The organism is Actibacterium naphthalenivorans, assembly GCF_014196965.1.
Classification (GTDB): Bacteria; Pseudomonadota; Alphaproteobacteria; order Rhodobacterales; family Rhodobacteraceae; genus Actibacterium_A; species Actibacterium_A naphthalenivorans.
In genome coordinates, this window is sequence record NZ_JACIEQ010000020.1 from 1 (window position 1) to 21,164 (window position 21,164).

A 21,164-nucleotide genomic window follows, 5' to 3' on the forward strand; every position below is an offset into this window, starting at 1 on the left:
GCTTACAAGGCGATCAGAAATGCCACGCTGTAAGCCATGTTCAGGCTTCGTTCTTCCTTAGCGTGGTTCTACGAAGAAACCTTCCGATGGGGCCTTCCTCGAAAATGCGGATGCGAGTCAGTCGCTCGCGCTTGGGCTTCCGCGCGTTCACCGCCAGCATCTCGTCGAGCATGTCTTGCCAAGGCCCGATCTTCGGCAACGGCTGAATGGTTCGCTCATAGGTGAGCTCCGTCGCACCGGACCGGATCACCTTGCGCACCGTGTTCCGCGATACTCGCAGCTCCCGGCAGATCTGCTTGATCGACTTCTTGTCCTGAAAATACGCCCGTCGGATCTTCGCTATCGTCTCCACGACCAACATCCCACACTGTGCTCCCCGATGACCTCGGGGGCATCATCCACATCAGTGTAAGGGGGTCATTTTTGGACGCCGATCACCCCGCTACGGGGTCAATTTTGCATGCCGGTTCACACCCATGGCACGCCCAATATGTGGACGACAGCCGCCTATGACGACGAGCTGGGGCTGATCTATGCGCCGCTTGGGAACACCACGCCCGATTACTACGGGGCAGAACGCCCGGCGTTCTCGGATGAATACAATGCCTCGCTGGTCGCGCTGGACGTGAACACTGGTCGCGAACGCTGGAAGTTCCGCACGGTGAACCATGACCTCTGGGATTATGACCTGCCCGCACAGCCTGCCTTGCTGGACCTGCCGGATGGCTCGGGCGGCACTCAGAAAGCCGTGATGCAGACCACGAAACGTGGCCAGATCTTCTTGCTGGACCGCACCACAGGCGAGCCGATTGCCGAGGTCGCGGAAAAGCCTGTTCCCCAGACCGGCCAAGTGCCGGAAGAACGTCTCGCCCCAACCCAGCCCTATTCGGTCGGGATGCCCACCATCGGTGCGGAACGGCTGACCGAAGCCCGCATGTGGGGCATGACGATGTTCGACCAGCTCGCCTGCCGCATCGCCTTCCGGCAACTGCGCTATGACGGGGACTTCACTCCGATCGGACTGGATTATGCCATCGAACAGCCCGGCAATATCGGCGGCATGAACTGGGGCAGCGTTTCCGTTGACATTCCGAACAACCGCATCTTCGTGAATGACATCCGCGCGCCGAGTATCTTCTCGCTGGTCCCGCGCGACGACTATCCGGAGTTTGCCCAAAAGGCCCATGCCGATGGCACCGGCCACGGCCCGTCGCCGCAAAAGGGCACGCCCTACGGCATGGCGACCGAGATGTGGGTCTCGCCACTGGGGGTGCCCTGTGTGACCCCGCCCTTTGGCACGATCACCGCCATCGACATGAACACCCGCAAGATTGCCTGGCAGGTCCCGGCCGGGACGGCCGAACAACTGGGGCCGTTGGGGATCAGGTCGCATCTGCCGATGCCCCTCGGCCTGCCGACCTATGCCGGCACGATTTCGACGGCCGGCGGGTTGGTGTTCTTTGCCGGAACGCAGGACTACTACCTGCGGGCATATGATGCAGAGACAGGCGAGGAGCTGTGGCGCCATGCGCTTCCGGTCGGGTCGAGCGCCACGCCCATTACCTATGTCTCCCCCAAGACGGGTAAACAATATGTCCTGATCTCGGTCGGCGGCGCGCCCTACTCGGCTGACAAGGGTGATTATGTCATGGCCTTCGCCTTGCCATAATCACAGACAGCGGTGGCTGCGGAGATCTGAACAGCCGGGATAGAGGAATTTTCCACGTATGAGCCGGGCCGGAACCCTGGATGAACCGCCGCGCCTTCTTCGACGCCAAAACGCGGACGCCTGGCAAGGCTACGCAGAAGAGATTGAGATTGTGCTGACCAATCCAGCGATCGGTGACCGTTACGATCTTCAGTTGGTCTGCCCCCATCAAGTGGTCAGGGTTGAATGTTAGTGCATGGTCGGTCTCTGGCCTATCGGGACGATGCTTTCGGGCGCCGGCGGGCGATACCCAAGGGCGCTGTGCGCGCCTGACAGCGTTGTAGTGGCGACGCCATCTCTCGATCAGGATCTGGGCCTCGTGCAGCGTGTAGAAGATCTCACCGTTCAGATGGCGTATCGGGGCTTCGCTCCCGGTCCTGCCGGTGATCTCCTTTCCGGCAGGTATTAAGCTAGGGAGGATCAGAGTTGGTTGCGCAATATGTCGGGTTGGATGTGTCGCTGGAACTGACCAGCATCTGTGTGGTGGATGAGGAAGGCCGTAGGGTTCTGGCGACGAAGGCTGCCTCGGACCCCGACGCCATCGCCGACGCGCTGCGCGAAGCGGCGGGAGAGTTCGTCAGGGTTGGCCTCGAGGCGGGGCCGCTAAGATATGCGCGAAAGTTGGTGACGCTTGATCAGGCGGCAGCTTGAATGTGGCGAACCCCGTCGCGGAACTCAACCCCGCTGATAACCTCTGGCAGGCGGTTCCGACCGTCGAGCTTTCGCCATTTCTTCTGCGCCGACATCATAAGCCGGAAGGCCATGGCGAGTCTGTCAATGGCACCTCAAAAATCCCCAGAACGGGCAACGTAAAATTCCCCAGTTTGGCGTCCCGGTTGTCAGCGGGGATCAGAGACTAGCAGCTCCATTTTTGATTTTTGGCGGCCGTCCCCGGCGCTTTGGTGGCGGGGGTGGGGCGATGGGGGCATTGGAGCGCACGTATTCGGGAATGAGGTCAGCGTGCCCTCTGAGCCGATAGCTGGCGCCTTCGATCTGCAGGACGACAGCATGGTGAAGCAGCCTGTCCAGCAGTGCCGTCGCGACGACGGGATCCCCGAAGACCTCCCCCCACTCGGCAAAGCCGCGGTTCGAGGTAAGGATCATGGCTCCTTTTTCGTAGCGGGCATTGACCAACTGGAAGAACAGGTTGGCACCGCCCTGGGTAATCGGCAGGTAGCCGATCTCGTCGACGATCAGCAGTGAGGCCCGGGCATAGAAGCGGATCTTCTCGGACAGCCGCCCTTCTTGCTCGGCCTTGGACAGGGCCTCGACCAGCTCTGCCAGGGTGGCTCTGTAGACGCTCCGACCTGCCTTTACTGCAGCGACCCCCAGAGCAGTGGCCAGATGCGATTTTCCGGTGCCAGGCGGACCAAGGAAATGGACGACCTCGGCACGCCGGATGAAGTCGAGCTGTGCCAGAGCGGCCACCCTTTCCCGATCTATGGAAGGCTGGAAGCTGAAGTCGAACCCCTCCAGGGTCTTGATCGGAACAAGCCGCGCGGTTTTCAGGGCCACGTCGATCCGCCGGGTTTCCCTGGTCGAGTATTCCTCACTCAGCAAGATATCGATGGCCTCCAGCGCTGTGATTTCGCCCTGCTCCAGCCGATGCAGGGTATGATCCAGAGCCTCCAGGGCACGGGGCATTTTCAGGCCGACGAGGGCGCCCCGAACGCGGTCCAGCACCCCGTTCATCTTGGCACCTCTCCGGAGGCCAGTCGCCGACCGACGGCGTCATAGAAGTCCAGGGAGCGGCGCAGGCCCGGTGGACGCTCGGGGCGTGCGACCGGTCGCTTCGGCGGCGCCTTGCGGTGGCTGGGATCGACACGGCGCTGGTTCTTGCCCTCCAGGACAGGGTGGCGGGCAATCTCCACGCCATCCTCGAAGATCCTGATGTCGCGGGTATGGTTCTGGACCTCGAGCATCCGCCTGCGCGTGGTGTCGGGGACGCTGTAGAAGTTGCCGTCGACCGAGACCATGCCATCCTTGCTGACACGCCGTTCGACGGTCAGCACGGCATCGTAGGGCAAGGCCGGCAAGGAGATCAGAAAGGGCTGTTCCTCGGCAAAATGTTCGTCGACGACCCGATGCGTGGTGGCATGGACCCGGGGATTGGCGATGTCTTCCCGCCAGGCTGTGAACTGGTCATTCAGATCCGCCAGATCACGGAAGTCACGGGCCAGAAAGAAATCCTGCCGGATATAGCGGAATGGCCTCTCGACCTTGCCTTTCGTCTTGGCCCTGTACGGTTTGCAGGCGCGCGGGGCCGATCTGTAGTGGTTCAGCAGCGCCACCAGAGAGGTGTTGTAGGTGACAACGCCTGCGGCGTCCTGGCCGACCACCGCTGTTTTCATACGATCATAGAGGATCTCCTCCGGCGCCCCGCCCAGGGCTTCAAAGGCTGCGATATGGCAGCGCATGACGGACTGCAGGTTCTGGCTGGCAACGAATTGCCCCCACATCCATCGGCTGTGGCCCAGAACCAGACTGAACAGCCAGACCTTGCGGATGATGCCGGGCTCGGCGGTAAACTCCACGACAAATTCCGCGAAGTCGACCTGCGCCTGTTTGCCCGGAGGCGTTTCAAACCGACGCTCGAAGCGCGCCGTGAGCGGGGGGCGAACCGTGCGAAGGTATTTCTTCAGGGTTGTATAGCTGCCCTCATAGCCCTTGCCCTGCAATTCCCGGAATAGCCGACGCCCCGAAAGCTCCGGGAAATCCGCGACCCGATCACGCAGATAGGCATGATATCCGTCAAGTTTGCTGCCTCGTGGCGGGCGGGGCCCATAGATCGGGGGCTCCAGCCCAAGGTCCAGATACTTGCGGACAGTTTTACGGTCACAGCCCATCTGCCGGGCGATCGCGCTCACGCTCAGGCCCTGGCGTTTCAAATCATGTATCAACACAATTTCTCTCAGTTGGATCACCCGGCACCCTCCACACTGGTCGGAGGCATTCCGGGTGCTTTTTTGGCGAAAGCCAATTCTGAGGGGGCATGCCCCCTCAGAATTGGCCACTCAGTGCCACAACTGGGGAAAATTCAGCTGCCCGTTCTGGGGAAGATAAACCGGCCACTTACACGAGTCCGGTCTTTCGGCTCAGGCAGTCCTTGGTTCGCCGGGTGCGGTGCCGGACGGTAGCGAAGGTGCTCTCGATCGGATTTGACGTCAGGATATGCTTCCAGTGCTCGGCCGGATAATCGTAGAGGGTCAGCAGCGCGTCCCGGTCCTTGACCAGCTTGGCCACCGCCTTGTCCCATTTCACGCCATAGGTTTCGACGAAGACGTTGAAGGCGACGTTGGCTTCGGCCTTTGGCCCTGGCCTGCACCGATTTCGGCAGCGCGTTTAGAACGTTCATGGTCTTGTGCAGCCAGCACCGCTGCTCCTAAATAATAACCCCGGACGAAGCCCGTACTCCGCTAATTTACGCCGCAAGTTGTGCCGAATGTTCTGACGACGGACACGCCGCCGTCGTGATCATGCTCCGTAGCCTGAAGATGTATGGCATGGCCCAAGCCGTCACCGACCTGATCGAGCAAGGAGCACCAGCCTTCGATGCGGCCGTGCCGATCCTGTCCCAGTTGCTGAAAGCCGAGATGGCCGAGCGCGAGGTTCGCTCGATTGCCTATCACATGAAGGCTGCCCGCTTCCCAGTCTACAAGGATATCTCCGGCTACGACTTCGCCGCCAGCGAAATCAACGAGGCGACGGTGCGCCAACAGCATCGATGCGAGTTCATGGACGGAGCGCAGAACATTGTTCTCGTCGGCGGACCGGGCACAGGTAAAACACACGTCGCGACTGCTCTCGGCGTCCAGGCTATCGAGCATCACCGCCGAAAGGTCCGCTTCTTCTCGACCATCGAACTGGTCAACGCGCTCGAGCAGGAGAAGGCAAAGGGCAAGGCAGGTCAGATCGCCGAGACGCTGGTCCGTCTCGATCTGCTGATCCTCGATGAACTCGGATACCTTCCGTTCAGTGCTTCCGGCGGAGCGCTGCTCTTCCACCTGCTGAGCAAGCTTTACGAGCGCACCAGCGTCGTCATAACCACCAACCTCAGCTTCAGCGAATGGGCCACCGTCTTCGGCGATGCCAAGATGACCACAGCTCTGCTCGAACGCCTGACCCACCGTTGCCACATCCTGGAAACCGGTAACGACAGCTTCCGCTTCAAGGCCAGCTCGGCCGCAGCAGCGCAGAAGAGAGGAGAAGAGACCAATCCCTTGACCAAAGCCTGATCAGAAAACCATACTCAGAGGTGGCTCACTTCTCGGTGGAAAAACCGGCTCAGTTCTGCGCGGAAACCAACAATTCGGGCACTCGCAGTTTCGGATCCGACGTAAGAGCGGCGTTGTCAGGCCAAGCCCCACAGCCTGTTTCAGAAAGATAAGGGACGTATATCGATCATCTACAGCGGCAGTCATATCGAGACTATCCACACATTCACTTTCCTGAAGGAGGTTCACGCCGCCACGAGACGATCTTCGGCGTGAACACCTGAACGATCTCGCCATCCTGGTTGATCGTCTCGCTGCGGAAGGTGACGAGGCCGCGTTCGGGTTTCGAGCGTGACGGCGCGATGGTGACGATTTCGCTTTCGACATGGATGCGGTCGCCGGGCCATGTGGCGCGGGGCCAGGAGATTTCCCCGCCCGCGCCGATCAGCCCGCCGGCCAGCGGCAGGCTCTGCACCAGCAGCCGCATGGTGGTCGCGGCCGTGTGCCAGCCGCTGGCGGCGAGCTTGCCGAACAGGCTGTCGCGCGCCAGTTCCTCGTCGAGATGGAAGAACTGCGGATCGTAGCGCCCGGCAAATTCCCGGATTTCGTCGATTTCCATCACATGGGAAGGGCTGGTGAAGCGCTGCCCGATGGTCAGGTCATCGAGATAGAGCTTCACCGCCTGCGCATCTTCGGTCATCTCGCGTCTCCCTCAGCCGGCCAGCGTCGCGTCCGGCGAGCGCTTTTAGTATTCGTCGAGAACGATCTGGCGGATCGCGGTCTTGAGCAGCTTGCCGGTTGCCGTGTGCGGCAGTTCCTCGACGATGATGACTTCGTCGGGAATGCTCCACTTGGAGATCTTGCCGGTATAGACATCGAGCATGTCGTGGCGGGTAAACGTCTGGCCGGGCTTGACCACCACCACCAGAACGGGCCGCTCGCCCCAGCGGGCATCGGGAGCGGCAACCACGGCCGCTTCCTTGATCGCCGGATGGGCCTGCGCGATGTTCTCAAGCTCGATCGAGCTGATCCATTCGCCGCCGGATTTCACCACGTCCTTGGTGCGGTCGACGATCTGCACGAAGCCGTCCTCGTCCATGGTGACGACATCGCCCGTGTCGAACCAGCCTTCGACGGCATGCGCCGGGCTCTTTTCCGTGTTGTAGTAACCGGCCGCGACCCAGGGGCCGCGCACCAGCATGGCGCCGAAGGCCTTGCCGTCGCGCGCCACCGGCTTGCCGTCGCTGCCGTCGATGCGGAATTCCATGCCGAACAGCGGGCGGCCCTGCTTGGATTCGAGCGTGAGGCGCTGTTCCGCCGAGAGCTTCTCGTGCTTGGGAAGAAGCGTCGCCGCAAGTCCGATCGGGCTCGTTTCCGTCATGCCCCAGGCATGGCGAACCGTAACGCCCATGTTGTGGAAACGGCTGATCATGATCGGCGGCGTGGCCGATCCGCCGATGGCGACCCGCTTCAGGCTCGTGAACTTCTGGCCATGGGCATCCATCCAGTCGAGCAGGCCGAGCCAGACCGTCGGCACGCCGGCGGTTGCCGTCACGCCTTCGCTTTCGAACAGTGAATGCAGGCTGGCGCCATCGAGGTTCGGGCCGGGCATCACGAGCTTCGCCCCGACCATCGGGGCCGCGAACGGCAGGCCCCAGGCGTTGACGTGGAACATCGGCACCACCGGCACCACGGCGTCATTGGCCGAAAGGCTGAGCACGTCCATCAAGCTGATCGCCATGGCATGCAGCACGCTGGAGCGGTGGCTGTAGAGCACGCCCTTCGGATCGCCCGTGGTGCCCGAGGTGTAGCACAGGGCGGATGCGGTATTCTCGTCGAACACCGGCCATTCGAATTCGTCGGGTTCGTTGGCAATCAGCGTCTCGTAGCAGACGAGGTTCGGCAGCACGTCCGACTTCGGCATATGCGCCTCGTCGGTCAGGATGACCACGGCCTTCAGCGGCGCCAGCCGGTCGGCCAGCGCTTCGAGGATCGGCAGGAAGGTGAGGTCGGAGAAGAGCACGCTGTCGCCGGCATGTTCGATGATGTAGCCGATCTGCTCGCGGAAGAGGCGCGGGTTGATCGTGTGGCACACGAAGCCCGAGCCTGATACGCCGTAATAGAGTTCCATGTGGCGATAGCCGTTCCAGGCAAGCGTGCCCACCCGGTCGCCATGCTCAAGGCCGAGCTTCTTGAGCGCGTTGGCGAGCTTCTGGCTGCGCTTGGAAAGATCCGCATAGGTGTAGCGATGGATGGGGCCTTCTACGGTCTTCGAAACCACTTCCGTGCTGCCGTGATAGGTCGCTGCGTGACGCAGGATCGATGACACGAGCAGCGGTGCATTCATCATCATGCCAAGCATGGTCTTCTCCTCCCGGGATAAACTTCAATCAGAATAAGTCGGCGTCGAGCGCCATGATGTCGGCAGCGCCGGCGCGGATGGCCGCGTCGAGGCTGACGGTCTGCGGCAGCAGGCGGGCCGCAAAGAAGCGGGCAAGCGCAAGCTTGCGCTGCTTCAGCGGCGTCGTCGCATCGGCTGAGGCTTCTTCGGCCATGCGCACCCAGAGCCAGCCGAAGCTCACCAGCGCGAAGAAGCGCAGGTAGTCGGTGGCGCTCGCTCCGGCCTCCACCGGATCGGCGCCCTTGGCCAGCAAGTCTTCCGTCAGTTTCTCCAGCCGGGCAAGGGCCTCGAGAACGGAGGTTTTCACCGTTTCCAGTTCGGCCGGACCCTTCGTGGCCGAAAGGTCATTGCGCACCAGCGCGAAGAAGCCGCGTGCCACGGCGCCGTTTTCCATCGGCAGCTTCCGGCCGACGAGATCCATGGCCTGCACGCCGTTGGTGCCCTCGTAGATCTGGGCGATGCGGGCATCGCGCACATACTGTTCCATGCCCCATTCGCGGATATAGCCGTGACCGCCGAACACCTGCTGCGACTGGACGGCGATCTCGAAGCCGAAATCGGTGAAGGCGGCCTTCACCACCGGCGTCAGCAGCGCGACGAGGCCGTCGGCCTTGCGGCGCGCTTCCGCATCCGGGTGACGAGCGGCGATGTCCATCTGCAAGGCGGTCCAGATGGCGAGCGCGCGGCCGGCTTCGGTCAGCGACCGGCCGGTCAGCAGCATCTTGCGCACATCGGCATGTTCGATGATCGGCACGGGGCCGCGCGCACCGTCGGCGGAGCGGCCCTGCAGGCGCTCACGGGCGTAGGCGACGGCCTTCTGGTTGGCGGCCTCGCCAATGCCCAGCCCCTGAATGCCGACGAACAGGCGCTCGGCATTCATCATCGTGAACATGGCGTTGAGGCCGCGGCCGGGCTCTCCGACCAGCCAGCCGATGGCGCCGTCATAGTTCATCACGCAGGTCGGCTGGGCGTGAATGCCCATCTTGTGCTCCAGCGAGCCGACCGACATGCGGTTGCGCTCACCGAGCGAGCCGTCTTCCCTGACGAGGAACTTGGGCGACAGGAACAGGCTGATGCCCTTCACGCCCTTCGGCGCATCGGGCAGGCGGGCCAGCACCAGATGCACGATGTTGCCGCCGAAATCCTGATCGCCGGAGGAAATGAAGATCTTGGTGCCCTTGATGGCGTAGGAACCGTCGCCCACCGGCTCGGCGCGGGTGGTGAGCAGGCCGAGATCGGTGCCGGCGGAGGATTCGGTGAGCGCCATCGCGCCCGTCCATTCGCCCGAGATCATCTTCGGCAGATATGTCTGCTTCAGCTCGTCGCTCGCATGATGGGCGATTGCTTCGACCGCGCCGCGCGTCAGGCCCGGAAATAGGCCGAAGGAGAGGTTGGCGGAAGACAGCATCTCGTCCAGCAGGATCTGCAGCACGCGCGGCAGGCCCTGTCCGCCGAACTCCGGGTCGCCGGAAAGTCCGCCCCAGCCGGCTTCGACGAAGGCCTTGTAGGCGTCGGCGATGCCCTTCGGCGTCGTCACCAGACCGTTTTCCAGCTTGCAACCTTCCTCGTCGCCGGGACGGTTGAGCGGTTCGAGGATTTCGGCGCAGAACTTGCCGCCTTCCTCCATGACGCTCGTTGCGAGTTCCGTGTTGACCTCTTCAAAGCCGGGAAGGGCGGCCATCTGCGCGTCGAAGTCGAAGACCTCGCCGAGCAGGAAGGAGATATCGTCGACGGGAGGGATATAGCCAGCCATGGGAGTTTCCTTGCCTCTTCTTGTTCAGTTGCGCAGCGGCTTGCCGGTCGGCAGCATGTGCTTGACGCGGTCCACGGTTGCGGGTGTTGCGAGCAGGTCGACGAAGGCTTCACGCTCCAGCGCGATCACATCGTCTTCCGTGAGTGGTTTCAGCGGATCGGCGGAAGGGCCGCCGGTCAGGACATTGGCAAGCGCGCGCCCGACCACCCCGTCGTGCACGGTGGCCCGACCGGCGAGCGCTTCGCCTTCGATGATGTTGTGGATCGCGGAAGCGCCCGAGGGACCGGACATGGCGACCAAAGGCGGTTCCGGTGCGACATAGCCTTCCGCGAGCGAAAGCGCCCTTGCCTTGGCGTCGGCGATCAGCCGGCTGCGGTTCATGGTGATGCCGTCGGTGGCCCTGAGATAGCCGAGGTTGCGGGCATCGAAGGCGCTTGCCGAAACCCTGGCAGGCGCGATCAGGTTGAAGGCGGCAATCGCAGGCGCGACCGGCCCGCGCAGAGCGGCGGTGGAGGCCGAGAAGCGCAGCATCATTTCCTTGCAGCCGCCCCAGCCCGGCACGACGCCGATGCGGGTTTCGACGAGGCCGATGGAAAGCTCCGCATGGGCCTGGATCGCGTCGCAATGCAGAAGGATCTCGCAGCCGCCGCCGAGCGCCAGACCGGCTGCAGCACCAACCACCGGGAAGGGGGTGTATTTCACCGCCTTGAAGGTGCGGTGGCCATGGTCGATGAAAGCGCCCAACGCCTCGCGGCCGCCCTTTTCCACGGTATCGAGGAAGACGCGCAGGTCGGCGCCCGCGCTGAACACGGCCGCATCGCTGCCGATCACCAGCGCCTTGAAATCCTTCGCCGTGCGTTCGACAGCCTTGTTGATGGCGTCAAGCAAAGCGGGATTGTAGGTGTTCATCTTGGTGCGGAATTCGAGGCAGGCGACGCCGTCGCCGAGATCCCAGAGGCTTGCCGCGCCCCAGTCCTCGACCGGCTTGCCGGCGAGCTTGAGGTCGGAAATGAGCAGCACGCCGTCACCCTTGACAATCGGTTCGATCGTGCCGTCAGGCAGCAGGTTGGCGCGCTTGCCGTCGACGACCGAATAGAAACCGCCCTTTTCTGCTGCGAGCGAGAGATAGGCGGGCACGGCAACGCCACGCGCTTCGAGCCGCGCCTTCAGCCAGCCGGCGCCGAGCCGGTCGATCAGCTCGAACGGACCCTGCTTCCAGCCGTAGCCGGTGCGCATGGCTTCATCCACGGCATCCGGCGTGTCGGCGATGTCCGGCACCAGCGATGCGGCATAGGCGAGCGCCTTTTCCATGACGACCGAGGCATAGCGGCCGCCGAGGCCGGCATGCTCCATCAGCGCGCGCGGATCGCCGCCCGAGGCATCGAGGCTTTCGGAGGAAACCGCCTTCTGCGGCCGGTAGTCGCCGGTTTTCAGGTCGGTTACGTCGCGCGACTTGCGGTCGGGCGAAAGCCGCACGAAGCCTGCGCCGCTTTTGCGGCCGAGACGGTTTTCCGCGATCATGCGGGCGATCAGCGCCGGTTCGGCGTCATAATCCTTCACCGCATCGCCTTCCGGCGTGGCGTTCTGCAGGCTGCGCAGGGTCGTTGGCATCAGGTCGATGCCGACGAGATCCAGCAGGCCGAAGATGCCGGTGGAGGGAATACCGAAGGGCTTGCCGATGATGGCGTCGGCCTCCTCGACATCGAGGCCGAGTTCGATGGCCTCGTTCTGCGCCACCACCATCCAGTAATTGCCGATGCGGTTACCGATGAAGCCGGGCGTGTCCTTGCAGATGACCACGCTCTTGCCGAGGCCGCGATCCGCGAAGTCACGGATCGTCGCGGTCACTTCCGGCTTGGTTGCCTTGCCGGAAACGAGTTCCAGGAGCCGCATGATGCGCGGCGGATTGAAGAAATGCGTGATCAGGAAGTCGGCGGCGAAACCTGCCGGCAGTCCCTCGACCAGCGAATGCAGCGGAATGGTCGAAGTGTTGGAAGAGACGATGGAGCCCTTCTTCCTGACGCCGTCGATGGCGCGGTAGAGCGTCTGCTTGATCTCCAGCTTTTCCGCGACAGCCTCGACGATCCAGTCGGCGTCGGCGATCAGCGCCAGGTCGTCCTTCGTCGAGCCCGCGGCGATGCGGCTCGCGAATGCCGGGTCCATGAAGCCGTTGGCCTTGAGCTGGCGGGCAACGCCGCCATCGGCGAACTTCTTCTCCATGTCGAGCAGCACCACGTCGAGGCCTGCATTGGCGAGATGGGCGGCGATGCCCGAACCCATGACTCCAGCGCCGATGACGGCGGCTTTTCTGATCGCGGTCATGATTATGCGGCCTCCAGAACCATGGCGATGCCCTGACCGCCGCCGATGCACTGGGTGGCGAGGGCATGGCGTCCGCCGTCGCGCTTCAGGAGCAGCGACGCCTTGCCGACAAGGCGGGCGCCGGTCGCACCCAGCGGATGGCCGAGCGCGATTGCGCCGCCGTCGCGGTTGAGGCGGGTGGGATCGATGTCGAGGTCGCGGCAGCAGGAGAGAACCTGCACGGCGAAGGCCTCGTTCATCTCGATCACGTCGAGTTCGCCTGCGGAAATGCCGGCGCGCTTCAGCGCCTTGCGGCTGGCCTCGACCGGGCCGATGCCCATGATTTCAGGCGCGCAGCCGGATATCGCATAGCCGGAGATGCGGGCGAGGGGCTTGAGGTTATGGCGCTTCACGAAGTCTTCCGAGCAGACCAGCGTCGCGGATGCGCCGTCGGTGAGCGGCGAGGAGTTACCGGCCGTGACCGAGCCGCCGGCCTTGAAGGCGGTCTTGAGGCCCGCGAGCTTTTCGGCGTCCGTCTCGCGCGGGCAGCCATCGGCGGTGACATCGCCGATCGGCGCGATCTCGGCGGCCAGCCGGTCATCGGCTCGGGCGGCGAGCGCCTTCTTCTGGCTTTCCAGCGAATAGGCGTCCTGTTCCTCGCGCGATATGCCGTAGCGGTCGGCAAGGTTTTCGGCGGTCAGTCCCATGTTGAGGAAGGCGATGCGCTGGGCGTCGCTCCAGGCCGGGTTCGGCATGGGATTGAAGCCCATCATCGGCACGCGGCTCATGCTTTCCACGCCGCCCGCGACGAAGGCGTCACCCGCGCCCATGGCGATGGCGCCAGCGGCCATCTGGATCGCCTGCATGGAGGAGCCGCACCAGCGGTTGACCGTGGAGCCGCCGACAGATTGCGGCAAGCCGGCGATCAGCGCCGCGCAGCGGGCGATGTTGAGGCCCTGTTCGCCTTCCGCGAAGGCGCAGCCGAGGTTCACGTCTTCAAGCTCGGCAGGGTCGATGCCGGAGCGATCGACCAGCGCCTTGATGACGCCGGCTGCGAGATCGTCAGGACGAACGCCGGCAAGCGCGCCGCGATAGGCGGGCGCAAAGGGGCTGCGCAGGGTGTCGACGATATAGATTGCGGTCATGGTCTTCTTCTTCCTGTCTGGAAGCATTTCCGGCAAAACTGCGAGGCGGCTGGCGTCGGAAAATGCGTAGAAACAAAGGGATGGAACGGGCGTCACATGTTGGGATAGTTCGGGCCGCCGCCGCCTTCGGGCGGCACCCAGGTGATGTTCTGCGAGGGATCCTTGATGTCGCAGGTCTTGCAGTGCACGCAGTTCTGCGCGTTGATCACGAAACGGGGGCCGGTCTTCGCCTGTTCGTCGTCATAGACGACCTCGTAGACCCCGGCGGGACAGTAAAGCCGCGCCGGTTCGCCATAGAGCGCCAGGTTGCGTTCAACCGGGATTGCGGGATCGGCAAGCCTCAGGTGAACCGGCTGGTCCTCGATATGATTGGTGTTCGACAGAAAGACCGAAGACGGTTTGTCGAAGGTCAGAATGCCATCCGGCTTCGGGTACTGGATCGGCGTGACCTCCGAGAGCGGCTTCAGGCTCTGGAAGTCGGCCTTCCTGTGCTTGAGCGTGCCGAAGGGCGAGACGCCGAAAAGCGTCTGCAGCCACATGTCGGTTGCGCCGAGGCCGACGCCGAGCACGGTGCCGAACCGCGACCACAGCGGCTTGACGTTGCGGACCGGCTTCAGGTCCCGCCCGATGGCCGAGCCGCGCCAGCCGGCCTCATAGGCTTCGAGCGTATCGTTGGCGCGACCGCCCGCAAGCCCGTCGAACACGGCATCCGCTGCCTGCATGCCGGAATGGATGGCGTTGTGCGAACCCTTGATGCGCGGCACGTTCATGAAGCCTGCCGCGCAGCCGGCGAGCACCCCGCCGGGAAAGGCAAGCTGCGGCACCGACTGGTAACCGCCTTCGGTCAGCGCGCGGGCGCCATAGGCGATGCGCTTGGCCCCCTCGAAGGTGTCGCGGATCAGCGGATGCGTCTTGAAGCGCTGGAATTCGTCGAAGGGTGAGAGCGTCGGGTTCTTGTAATCGAGATGCAGCACGAAGCCGACAGTCACCAGATGATCGTCGAAATGGTAGAGGAACGAGCCGCCGCCGGTCTTCATGTCGAGCGGCCAGCCGAACGAATGCTGCACCAGCCCCTTGCGGAACTTCTCCGGCTTCACCTGCCAGAGTTCCTTGATGCCGATGCCGAACTTCTGCACCGAGCGTCTCTCGGTCAGGTTGAAACGGGCGAGAAGCTGCTTGGTCAGGCTGCCCCGCGCACCCTCTGAAAACACGGTGTATTTCGCCCGAAGCTCCATGCCGGGGGTGAAATCGTCCTTCGGCGCGCCGTCGCGGCCAATACCCATGTCGCCGGTAGCGATGCCGGCGACCGCGCCGTTGTCGTCATAAAGAACTTCGGTTGCCGCAAAGCCCGGATAGATTTCGACGCCGAGCGCTTCGGCCTGTGCTCCGAGATAGCGGGCGACATTGCCGAGCGAGCCGATGAAATTGCCGTGATTGTTCATCAGCGGCGGCATCAGCGCATTGGGAAGCCGCAGCGAACGGTTGGCGGTCAGCACATGGAAGCGGTCGTCGGTGACTTCGGTGGTGAGCGGTCGGTCGGGATCTTCCCGCCAGTCGGGCAGGAGCGCATCGAGACCAGAAGGATCGATCACCGCACCCGACAGGATATGCGCGCCGACTTCCGAACCCTTTTCCACGACGACCACGGAGATTTCCGCGCCGGTCTCCGCCGCGCGCTGCTTCAGGCGGATCGCAGTGGTAAGACCGGCCGGTCCCGCGCCAACGATCACCACGTCGAAGTCCATGGCCTCCCTGATTGTCTCGCTCAACCTTTCCTCCTTCAGTTGATAATGATACATGTACCAAACGATTGTTACAGTTCGCAAGTGCAAAATTTTATGGCGTCTGCGAAGCCTGTTGAGAGCGGAGGGGATTTGGGAAAACGGGCGGCCTGCGCTATGAGCGTTGAAAGGATTGCAGCGATATGACGAGAGAAGGCCGGGAACGGCTCCGGGAGATTTGATGACGGTAGGGGACAGCCGTGAAATGACGGGCGCTGCGAAAAGCACGCTTGCAGGCACATTGCAGGACAGCGGGATGAGCGACCGGCATCGCGATATCCTTGAAGCCGCCGCCGCCCTCTTTGCCGAGCGCGGCTATGCGGCGACCTCGGTGCGCGATATCGGCGAGCGGGTGGGGCTGCTCGGCGGCTCGCTCTATCACTACATCAAGTCGAAGGAGGCGTTGTTCGTCCGCATCCACGATATCGCCCTGCAGGTGGCGGAGGATCGCATCCGCGCGGCCATCGCGCCGCTTTCCGATCCGTGGGAACGGCTGGAAGCGGCCTGCGTCACCATGATGGAAATCCAGCTCGATCCCAATTCGCTGACCATGCCGCTGATGAACGACTTCGCCTCGGCTCCGGCGGAGATCCGCGAACGGCTGGTCGAAAAGCGCGATACCTTCGAACTCGTGTTCCGCGACCTGATCGCCGCCCTGCCGCTCGATCCCGCCCTCGACCGCGGCGTCTATCGCCTGCTGCTGCTGACGCTGCTCAACAATGTCTCCGGCTGGTATCGCCCTGGCCGCATGACCCCGGACGAGATCGGGCGGCAGATCCTCCGCATCTTCCGGCACCGCAGCACTCCATAGGTGTAACGACCTGCAAACATAATCATCTCGGCTTGCAATCATCGCGATTTTGGGCCCGGATTACTTGCGTTTATCCGGGGCGGCGAACCCGCATTATTTGCGAATGAGCCCGGATTATTTGCAACCGGCCTGCAATCATCGGGCCAAACCCGGATTACGTGCGAACGAGTTAATGCAGCATGGAACGGCGCCCGCAGCACTGTTTGAACTTCTTGCCGGACCCGCAGGGGCAAGGCTCGTTCCGGCCGGTCTTGCCGCCTGACCGGATGAATGTCCCGGATGGCGGCGTGTAAAGATTGCGCTGTTTCAAAAAATACCGGTGCATGCGCATGACGCCTGCGGCGGCGCCAACCAGCAGATCCTGCCGTTGACCCTCGGTGACAGGATCATCGAAGGGGCGCATTTCCGGGTCTTCATGATGTTCATAGGCGAGTGCCCATATCGGCACCATGGCACCGCCTTCAGCTTCATCCTCCATGATCTGGAACCAGATATCGCGCCGCAGCTCGGTTCCGCGCAGGAACCCCTGCGCCCAGTCGTTGGCCTGGTATCTGCCATTCTCATCTTCCAGCACGAGAGGCAGGTATACCTCCTCGGAATCGAGCTGGTGGTTCACATGGTTCCAGTGCCGGTTGACCAGTTCGACAAACAGTTCGGCCTCCGCCATGTCCTCAAAGACCAGATCGCCGTCTTCCGTCGCGCCGTTTTGTAGGACGGGCATGTATTCGCTTGGCATGACCAGATCCGGACAACAAGCCAGCGCCGCGAAGAAGCCGTCGAGCGCTTCGACATTCGGGATTGCGCCGCCGCGCACCCGGCCAAGGAATTCTCCCAGCCTGCGTTCTTCGCTGTCGGAAAGTTCGGTATTGCGTTTCATATCGGCAGCCCCGCTTTTCGCATGAGGGTTGAGAGTTCGTCGGTTCTGTCTGTATCCAGCTGGCCCTTGAGGAAGCGGCGGATTTCGGGAAGGCGGGTGTCGGTCAGATCGGCCAGCGCCTTGGGGCTGTAGCCGATCCGGGCCAGCCGGGCGTCAAGATCGTCAAAGCCGACCGAAATGGTTTCCTCTACGATCTCGCGCGTGACCTGATCCGCGCCCATCCGGTAGGCATCGGCAAAGGCCCGGTTCAGGTGTTCGGCAAACTGCAAGGGCGTGGAAAGACGCTCCGCAAGATACTGCTGCGCCGCATCCTCAAAGACGTCCAGCGGCTCAACCCTTTCGGCCAGGCATTGTCCGAGAAGCCAGGACACGAATTCACGGCGTTCGTCGCCGATGCTGCTGAATTCGAACTTCACCGTCCGGTGGCCGACTTCCTCCATCGTGGCGCGGCGCAGGTCATTTCTGAGCCGCGGGTGGCCAACCAGCACCACGGACAGGGTGCCGCCCCCGGCGCCGATGACTTCCCGCAGCCGTTTCAAGCCGTTAAGCGTATTGCCGTGCAGGTCATGGGCTTCGTCGATGAAGAGGGCAATCGGCTTTTTGGCCTTGCGCACGGCCTCTTGAAGCAGCCGCTCCCGGCGCTCGGGCTGGGTTGGAACTTTCATGTCCGGATCGCCGCTAATGTCGAGAAAGAGCGCCGTGATCAGGGCCGGCAGCACCACGCGCGGCTTGTCCACCGAGAGGCTGCGCGCCACGATGATTTTCTTGTCGGCCGTGATCTGTTCCTGAAGACGGTTGATCATCACTGTCTTGCCGACCCCCACAGGGCCGGAAATGGCGATCAGATGCCCGGCCATAATGGCGGCCATCACGTCCTCCCGGAACTGGGTCAGGCGTTCGGTCTCGAAATACCCCGCCTGGTTCCACGGCCGCTCGATGCGGAAATGTTTCATGACCTGTCTGCTGAGCATGTGACCCGCCCCCTTCCTGTCATTGTTCGCGCCGGAAGCGCTGCTTGATTGCCGCCTCGATCTCGGCCTTGTTGAGCGTCCGGCCAACCAGATCGCCGATGAAGGCACGGTCCTCCTGCGAGAGTTCAGCAAGCGGCCGGTCCAGCAGATAGGAAATGGCCCGCCGTGCGCTCAGCGCATTCTCATAGGAAATCTGCCCCCAAGGGTCCGGATCGCTGAAGCGGACCTTGGGCAGCGGCACAATCTCGGCCGGGGCCGCGTCCAAACCTGACCCGCCAAGAGCGGCACGCGGCAAGCTGATCTGCTCGGCCAGTTTGGCTACCGCCTCGGCGCGCTTTTCACGGGGCGAAGATTTGCGCTTGCGATACCGGTGCAGCGGGATTGGCCCGCCTCGGGCCGATAGGGGCCGTAGCGCTTGTCCTGCCATTCCACGAACAGCTCATGATCGAAAAGGCCCCACCACAGCAGTACCTCCTCGCCTGCGAGATCGCCATCAACCTCGTAGAAGGCCCCGTCGATGGAAACGCGCGCATCCGCTGCGACCTTCCGGCGCTCGGGCTCCCGGGCAAAGGCGCAGAAGCGTTCCCAAGAACACATCTCGCGAATACCGGTTTCTGGCAGATTGGCCACCCAATCCTCGATCCGGCTGTGCGGTTCCCGGCGATGGGGTTTGTCATTATATTTGTTGATGAAATTCCTTAGCCAGAGATTGGCCTCCGCCTCGGTTTCCGGTTCGTGGAAATGATAGAGCGTCTCATGGGCCTCCTTCACCGTCCGGAAAGGTCTTTCTACCTTGCCCTTCGACCGGGCGGTAACCCGCGCCCCGTCGGAGCCGGCGGGCATATGCGTCTTCCATTCCACCCCAAGCCGCTCCATCACCGTCTGAAACACCAAGCTCTTGGCGACGGGGCCATTGTCGAGATAGATCATCCCGGGAATGCCTTGGAACTCCGTATCCTCCTTGGGCGACATTGCATTGAACAGGAACCGCAGTGCGCTTTCCGCATCCTCGCCGTAGACGCAGCGGTACTCCTGATAGGATGTGCCGGAGCGGTCATCCACCACGCTGTAAAGCATCATCGTTGGCTGTCCCCGCTTGGGGTCCAGCCAAGCCGGCTGCGCAATATGCTTCAGATCCGAGGGGCTGATGTCAAATTGCCAGCATGCGTTGGAATGGCGGGCTTCAAAGCGGGCTGCCGGCGCCGCGCGGGTCATGCGGGGCTGGTCGTATCTCCAATCTTTCAGCCACCGGTTCACGGTCGATCGTTTCAACAGGCCTTTCGGGGGCTGCACATGGCCCTCCGGCGTCTGGACACCATGCTCTTCCAGGAGCTCGATGGCCCGGGTGGTCGAAAGATGCCGCCCTTTCCTGTTGCTCGTGCGCATCTTCAAGGCGGCGATGATCTCGCAATAGCGCGCCAGATCACGTTCCTGGATGCCACGCGGTTTCCCGCGGTCCGACCGCCGCAAGCCCTTCGGCTGATGCAGGGACTTCAGGGCGCGGTAGACCGTGGACGGGCTGACGCCAAAAAGGCCCGCGATCCGGCCAACCTCCTCCCGCCGCGCCGCTGACCGGGGCGGCAACCCGGCCAGCCGGGTTCTCAGCGCCAGCAGCGTCTCGGCCGGAATGCGGATGCCCCTATTTGCCATCGGCAAACTCAGCGACATAGGCATAGAGCGTGGCCCGTGAGATCCCCATCAGGCTGCAAATCTCCGGCACCGTGTGTTTGCGGGAGCGGTAGAGGTCCACCGCATGGGCTCGTTTCTTGCGGTCCAGCGCTTTCTTGCGGCCGCCCTTGCGGCCGCGCGCCCGCGCTGCAGTCAATCCAGCCAGGGTGCGCTCCCGGATCAGGTTGCGCTCAAACTCGGCAAGAGCGCCGAACATGTGGAAGATCAGCTGGCCGCCGCTCGACGTGGTGTCGATGGATTCCTGAAGGCTCTTCAGCCCGACGCCCATCTCCTTCAGCTCTTCGGCCCGGGCGATCAGATCCTTCAGGGACCGCCCCAACCGGTCCAGCCGCCAAACAACCAGCGTGTCACCCTCGCGCAGTTGTTCCAGGGCGCTGGTCAGGCCAGGCCTTGCTGTCTTGGCTCCGCTCGCTTTGTCCTCGAAAATCCGCTCGCATCCTGCCGATCTCAGCGCGTCATGCTGCAAGGCAAGGCTCTGATCCCCGGTCGAAATACGTGCGTAGCCAATGAGCATGAAAAACCGTCTGACAACCTGATCCGCTCACAGGAACTCATACGTTGATTTCCAGACGCGGTAAACAGACAAAATTGAGCCGTAAAATCAATCGGGAGAATTCGGCTACAGCTGCCGTCCAGCAAACGGGCGTTTGTTGAACGGCCCGTTCGCACGTAATCCGGGTTCGGCCCGATGATTGCAGGCTGGTTGCAAACAATTCGGGCTCATTCGCAAATAATGCGGGTTCGGCACCCAGGATAGACGCAAATAATCCGGGCCAAAAATCACGATGTTTGCAAGCCGAACTCAGGATAATTGCAGGCCGTTACAGGTAGTCTTCTCGTGTCAGAAAACCTGAAAACGCTCATGAGAGCGTAGGATTCTGCACTCTCCGGCATCAGACCCCCTGAAGACGGCCGCCTTCTTCGGCTGCACAAAATTTAGTCGCACAACAATTGGAGCATTTTTGACGACTTTGACGCCCTCATCTGGTCTGAAAGTTTCAGTACGGAAATTCATTTCTATGATGGCTCAAGGGTCGTTGCGACAGTCTCCGCTATCTCAGTTCCATCATCTCTTCTCTGAATGCTTCGGTGGGGGTTCGCCATCCGAGGCACTTTCTGGGTGTCCCGTTCAGGTGGTCGCAAATCGCCTTCATATTGCGATTTGAGAGCGCCGCGAGCTGGGTGTCTCGCGGTAGATACCGGCGGGCCCGCTTGTTCAGATTCTCGATCGATCCTTTCTGCCAGGGAGCTTGCGGATCGCAGAACCAACTCTCAGTGCCGATGCCTGATTTCAGCTTGCGCCAGGCCCGGAATTCAAAGCCACGGTCGAAGGTGATCGACTTGCGGGCGGGCTGGGGCAGGGGTTCCATCACGTCCATCAGCTTGTTGATGAAGTGGGTCGAACTGCGGTCGTTGTTGGGGTCTGATGCCGGAGGGGGCAGAATAGTACGTTAAGGGGCTTTGCTTACCTTTTGGACCACCTGTATTCGCCGGTGAGGAGGATGTGGGCCCA

General features: G+C 62.5%; 15 protein-coding genes and 6 pseudogenes. 4 read left to right on the plus strand and 17 right to left on the minus strand.

Annotation, left to right across the window (positions count from 1 at the left end; all coding sequences use genetic code 11):
• Positions 1–94: 94 nt before the first annotated feature.
• Positions 95–361 (minus strand): annotated as a pseudogene (locus tag GGR17_RS19400) (IS21 family transposase); the annotation flags it as partial.
• A 99-nt stretch (positions 362–460) separates the two neighbouring features.
• On the opposite strand from GGR17_RS19400, the gene GGR17_RS19405 reads away from it, so the two are divergent.
• On the plus strand, positions 461–1,669 hold the full coding sequence (locus tag GGR17_RS19405) for an outer membrane protein assembly factor BamB family protein (RefSeq protein WP_082386779.1): 1,209 nt from the start codon (positions 461–463) through the stop codon (positions 1,667–1,669).
• Positions 1,670–1,897: 228 nt separating this feature from the next.
• Here the strand turns inward: GGR17_RS19405 and GGR17_RS19410 are convergent.
• A pseudogene (locus GGR17_RS19410) lies at positions 1,898–2,057 on the minus strand (integrase core domain-containing protein); the annotation flags it as partial.
• 77 nt (positions 2,058–2,134) lie between these two features.
• Here GGR17_RS19410 and GGR17_RS19415 point away from each other — a divergent pair.
• Positions 2,135–2,359 (plus strand): hypothetical protein, encoded by a 225-nt coding sequence (locus tag GGR17_RS19415; protein WP_054540568.1) that lies wholly within the window; start codon positions 2,135–2,137, stop codon positions 2,357–2,359.
• Here GGR17_RS19415 and GGR17_RS19420 read toward each other — a convergent pair.
• From GGR17_RS19420 to GGR17_RS19435, 4 genes and pseudogenes are all read right to left on the minus strand, one after another.
• A pseudogene (locus GGR17_RS19420) lies at positions 2,344–2,478 on the minus strand (IS256 family transposase); the annotation flags it as partial. The gene GGR17_RS19415 and the pseudogene GGR17_RS19420 sit on opposite strands and share 16 nt — an antisense overlap.
• Before the next feature lie 79 nt (positions 2,479–2,557).
• A complete protein-coding gene (gene istB, locus GGR17_RS19425; RefSeq protein WP_054540567.1) occupies positions 2,558–3,400 on the minus strand; it encodes an IS21-like element helper ATPase IstB in 843 nt (280 codons plus the stop codon).
• Entirely contained in the window at positions 3,397–4,632 is a 1,236-nt protein-coding gene (gene istA / locus GGR17_RS19430) for an IS21 family transposase (protein ID WP_054540566.1), read from the minus strand. Before istA ends, istB (GGR17_RS19425) begins: the two co-directional genes overlap by 4 nt.
• Before the next feature lie 154 nt (positions 4,633–4,786).
• A pseudogene (locus tag GGR17_RS19435) lies at positions 4,787–5,090 on the minus strand (transposase); the annotation flags it as partial.
• A 94-nt stretch (positions 5,091–5,184) separates the two neighbouring features.
• Between GGR17_RS19435 and istB (GGR17_RS19440) the strand changes: the two are divergent.
• Positions 5,185–5,943 carry an IS21-like element helper ATPase IstB gene (gene istB, locus GGR17_RS19440; protein ID WP_054540564.1) on the plus strand — a complete coding sequence of 253 codons (759 nt, stop codon included), beginning with the start codon at positions 5,185–5,187 and terminating at the stop codon, positions 5,941–5,943.
• Positions 5,944–6,148: 205 nt separating this feature from the next.
• On the opposite strand, the gene GGR17_RS19445 is transcribed toward istB (GGR17_RS19440), so the two are convergent.
• The 6 genes from GGR17_RS19445 to GGR17_RS19470 all read right to left on the minus strand — a co-directional run bounded on the left by GGR17_RS19445 (position 6,149) and on the right by GGR17_RS19470 (position 15,291).
• Positions 6,149–6,622 (minus strand): MaoC family dehydratase, encoded by a 474-nt coding sequence (locus GGR17_RS19445; RefSeq protein ID WP_173585989.1) that lies wholly within the window; start codon positions 6,620–6,622, stop codon positions 6,149–6,151.
• Between the two features lie 45 nt (positions 6,623–6,667).
• Positions 6,668–8,284 (minus strand): long-chain-fatty-acid--CoA ligase, encoded by a 1,617-nt coding sequence (locus tag GGR17_RS19450; protein WP_054540563.1) that lies wholly within the window; start codon positions 8,282–8,284, stop codon positions 6,668–6,670.
• A gap of 28 nt (positions 8,285–8,312) precedes the next feature.
• Positions 8,313–10,076: an acyl-CoA dehydrogenase C-terminal domain-containing protein gene (locus GGR17_RS19455; RefSeq protein ID WP_054540562.1), complete on the minus strand. Its 1,764-nt coding sequence runs from the start codon at positions 10,074–10,076 to the stop codon at positions 8,313–8,315.
• A gap of 24 nt (positions 10,077–10,100) precedes the next feature.
• Positions 10,101–12,398 (minus strand): 3-hydroxyacyl-CoA dehydrogenase/enoyl-CoA hydratase family protein, encoded by a 2,298-nt coding sequence (locus GGR17_RS19460; RefSeq protein ID WP_054540561.1) that lies wholly within the window; start codon positions 12,396–12,398, stop codon positions 10,101–10,103.
• 2 nt (positions 12,399–12,400) lie between these two features.
• Positions 12,401–13,522, minus strand: a complete 1,122-nt coding sequence (locus GGR17_RS19465) for a thiolase family protein (RefSeq protein ID WP_054540560.1) — start codon at positions 13,520–13,522, stop codon at positions 12,401–12,403.
• A gap of 92 nt (positions 13,523–13,614) precedes the next feature.
• A complete protein-coding gene (locus GGR17_RS19470) occupies positions 13,615–15,291 on the minus strand; it encodes an electron transfer flavoprotein-ubiquinone oxidoreductase (RefSeq protein WP_054540616.1) in 1,677 nt (558 codons plus the stop codon).
• Between the two features lie 193 nt (positions 15,292–15,484).
• Between GGR17_RS19470 and GGR17_RS19475 the strand changes: the two genes are divergently transcribed.
• Positions 15,485–16,114, plus strand: a complete 630-nt coding sequence (locus GGR17_RS19475; RefSeq protein ID WP_054540559.1) for a TetR/AcrR family transcriptional regulator — start codon at positions 15,485–15,487, stop codon at positions 16,112–16,114.
• 169 nt (positions 16,115–16,283) lie between these two features.
• On the opposite strand, the gene GGR17_RS19480 is transcribed toward GGR17_RS19475, so the two are convergent.
• The 5 genes and pseudogenes from GGR17_RS19480 to GGR17_RS19500 form a co-directional block, all read right to left on the minus strand.
• Positions 16,284–16,991 (minus strand): UPF0149 family protein, encoded by a 708-nt coding sequence (locus GGR17_RS19480; protein WP_054540558.1) that lies wholly within the window; start codon positions 16,989–16,991, stop codon positions 16,284–16,286.
• On the minus strand, positions 16,988–18,049 hold the full coding sequence (locus GGR17_RS19485; protein ID WP_207722700.1) for an ExeA family protein: 1,062 nt from the start codon (positions 18,047–18,049) through the stop codon (positions 16,988–16,990). Before GGR17_RS19485 ends, GGR17_RS19480 begins: the two co-directional genes overlap by 4 nt.
• A pseudogene (locus tag GGR17_RS19490) lies at positions 17,982–19,591 on the minus strand (IS481 family transposase). Before GGR17_RS19490 ends, GGR17_RS19485 begins: the two are co-directional and overlap by 68 nt.
• Positions 19,592–19,601: 10 nt before the next feature.
• Positions 19,602–20,165: a recombinase family protein gene (locus GGR17_RS19495; protein WP_054540556.1), complete on the minus strand. Its 564-nt coding sequence runs from the start codon at positions 20,163–20,165 to the stop codon at positions 19,602–19,604.
• A 538-nt stretch (positions 20,166–20,703) separates the two neighbouring features.
• Positions 20,704–21,069: pseudogene (locus tag GGR17_RS19500) on the minus strand (IS30 family transposase); the annotation flags it as partial.
• Between the last annotated feature and the right edge of the window lie 95 nt (positions 21,070–21,164).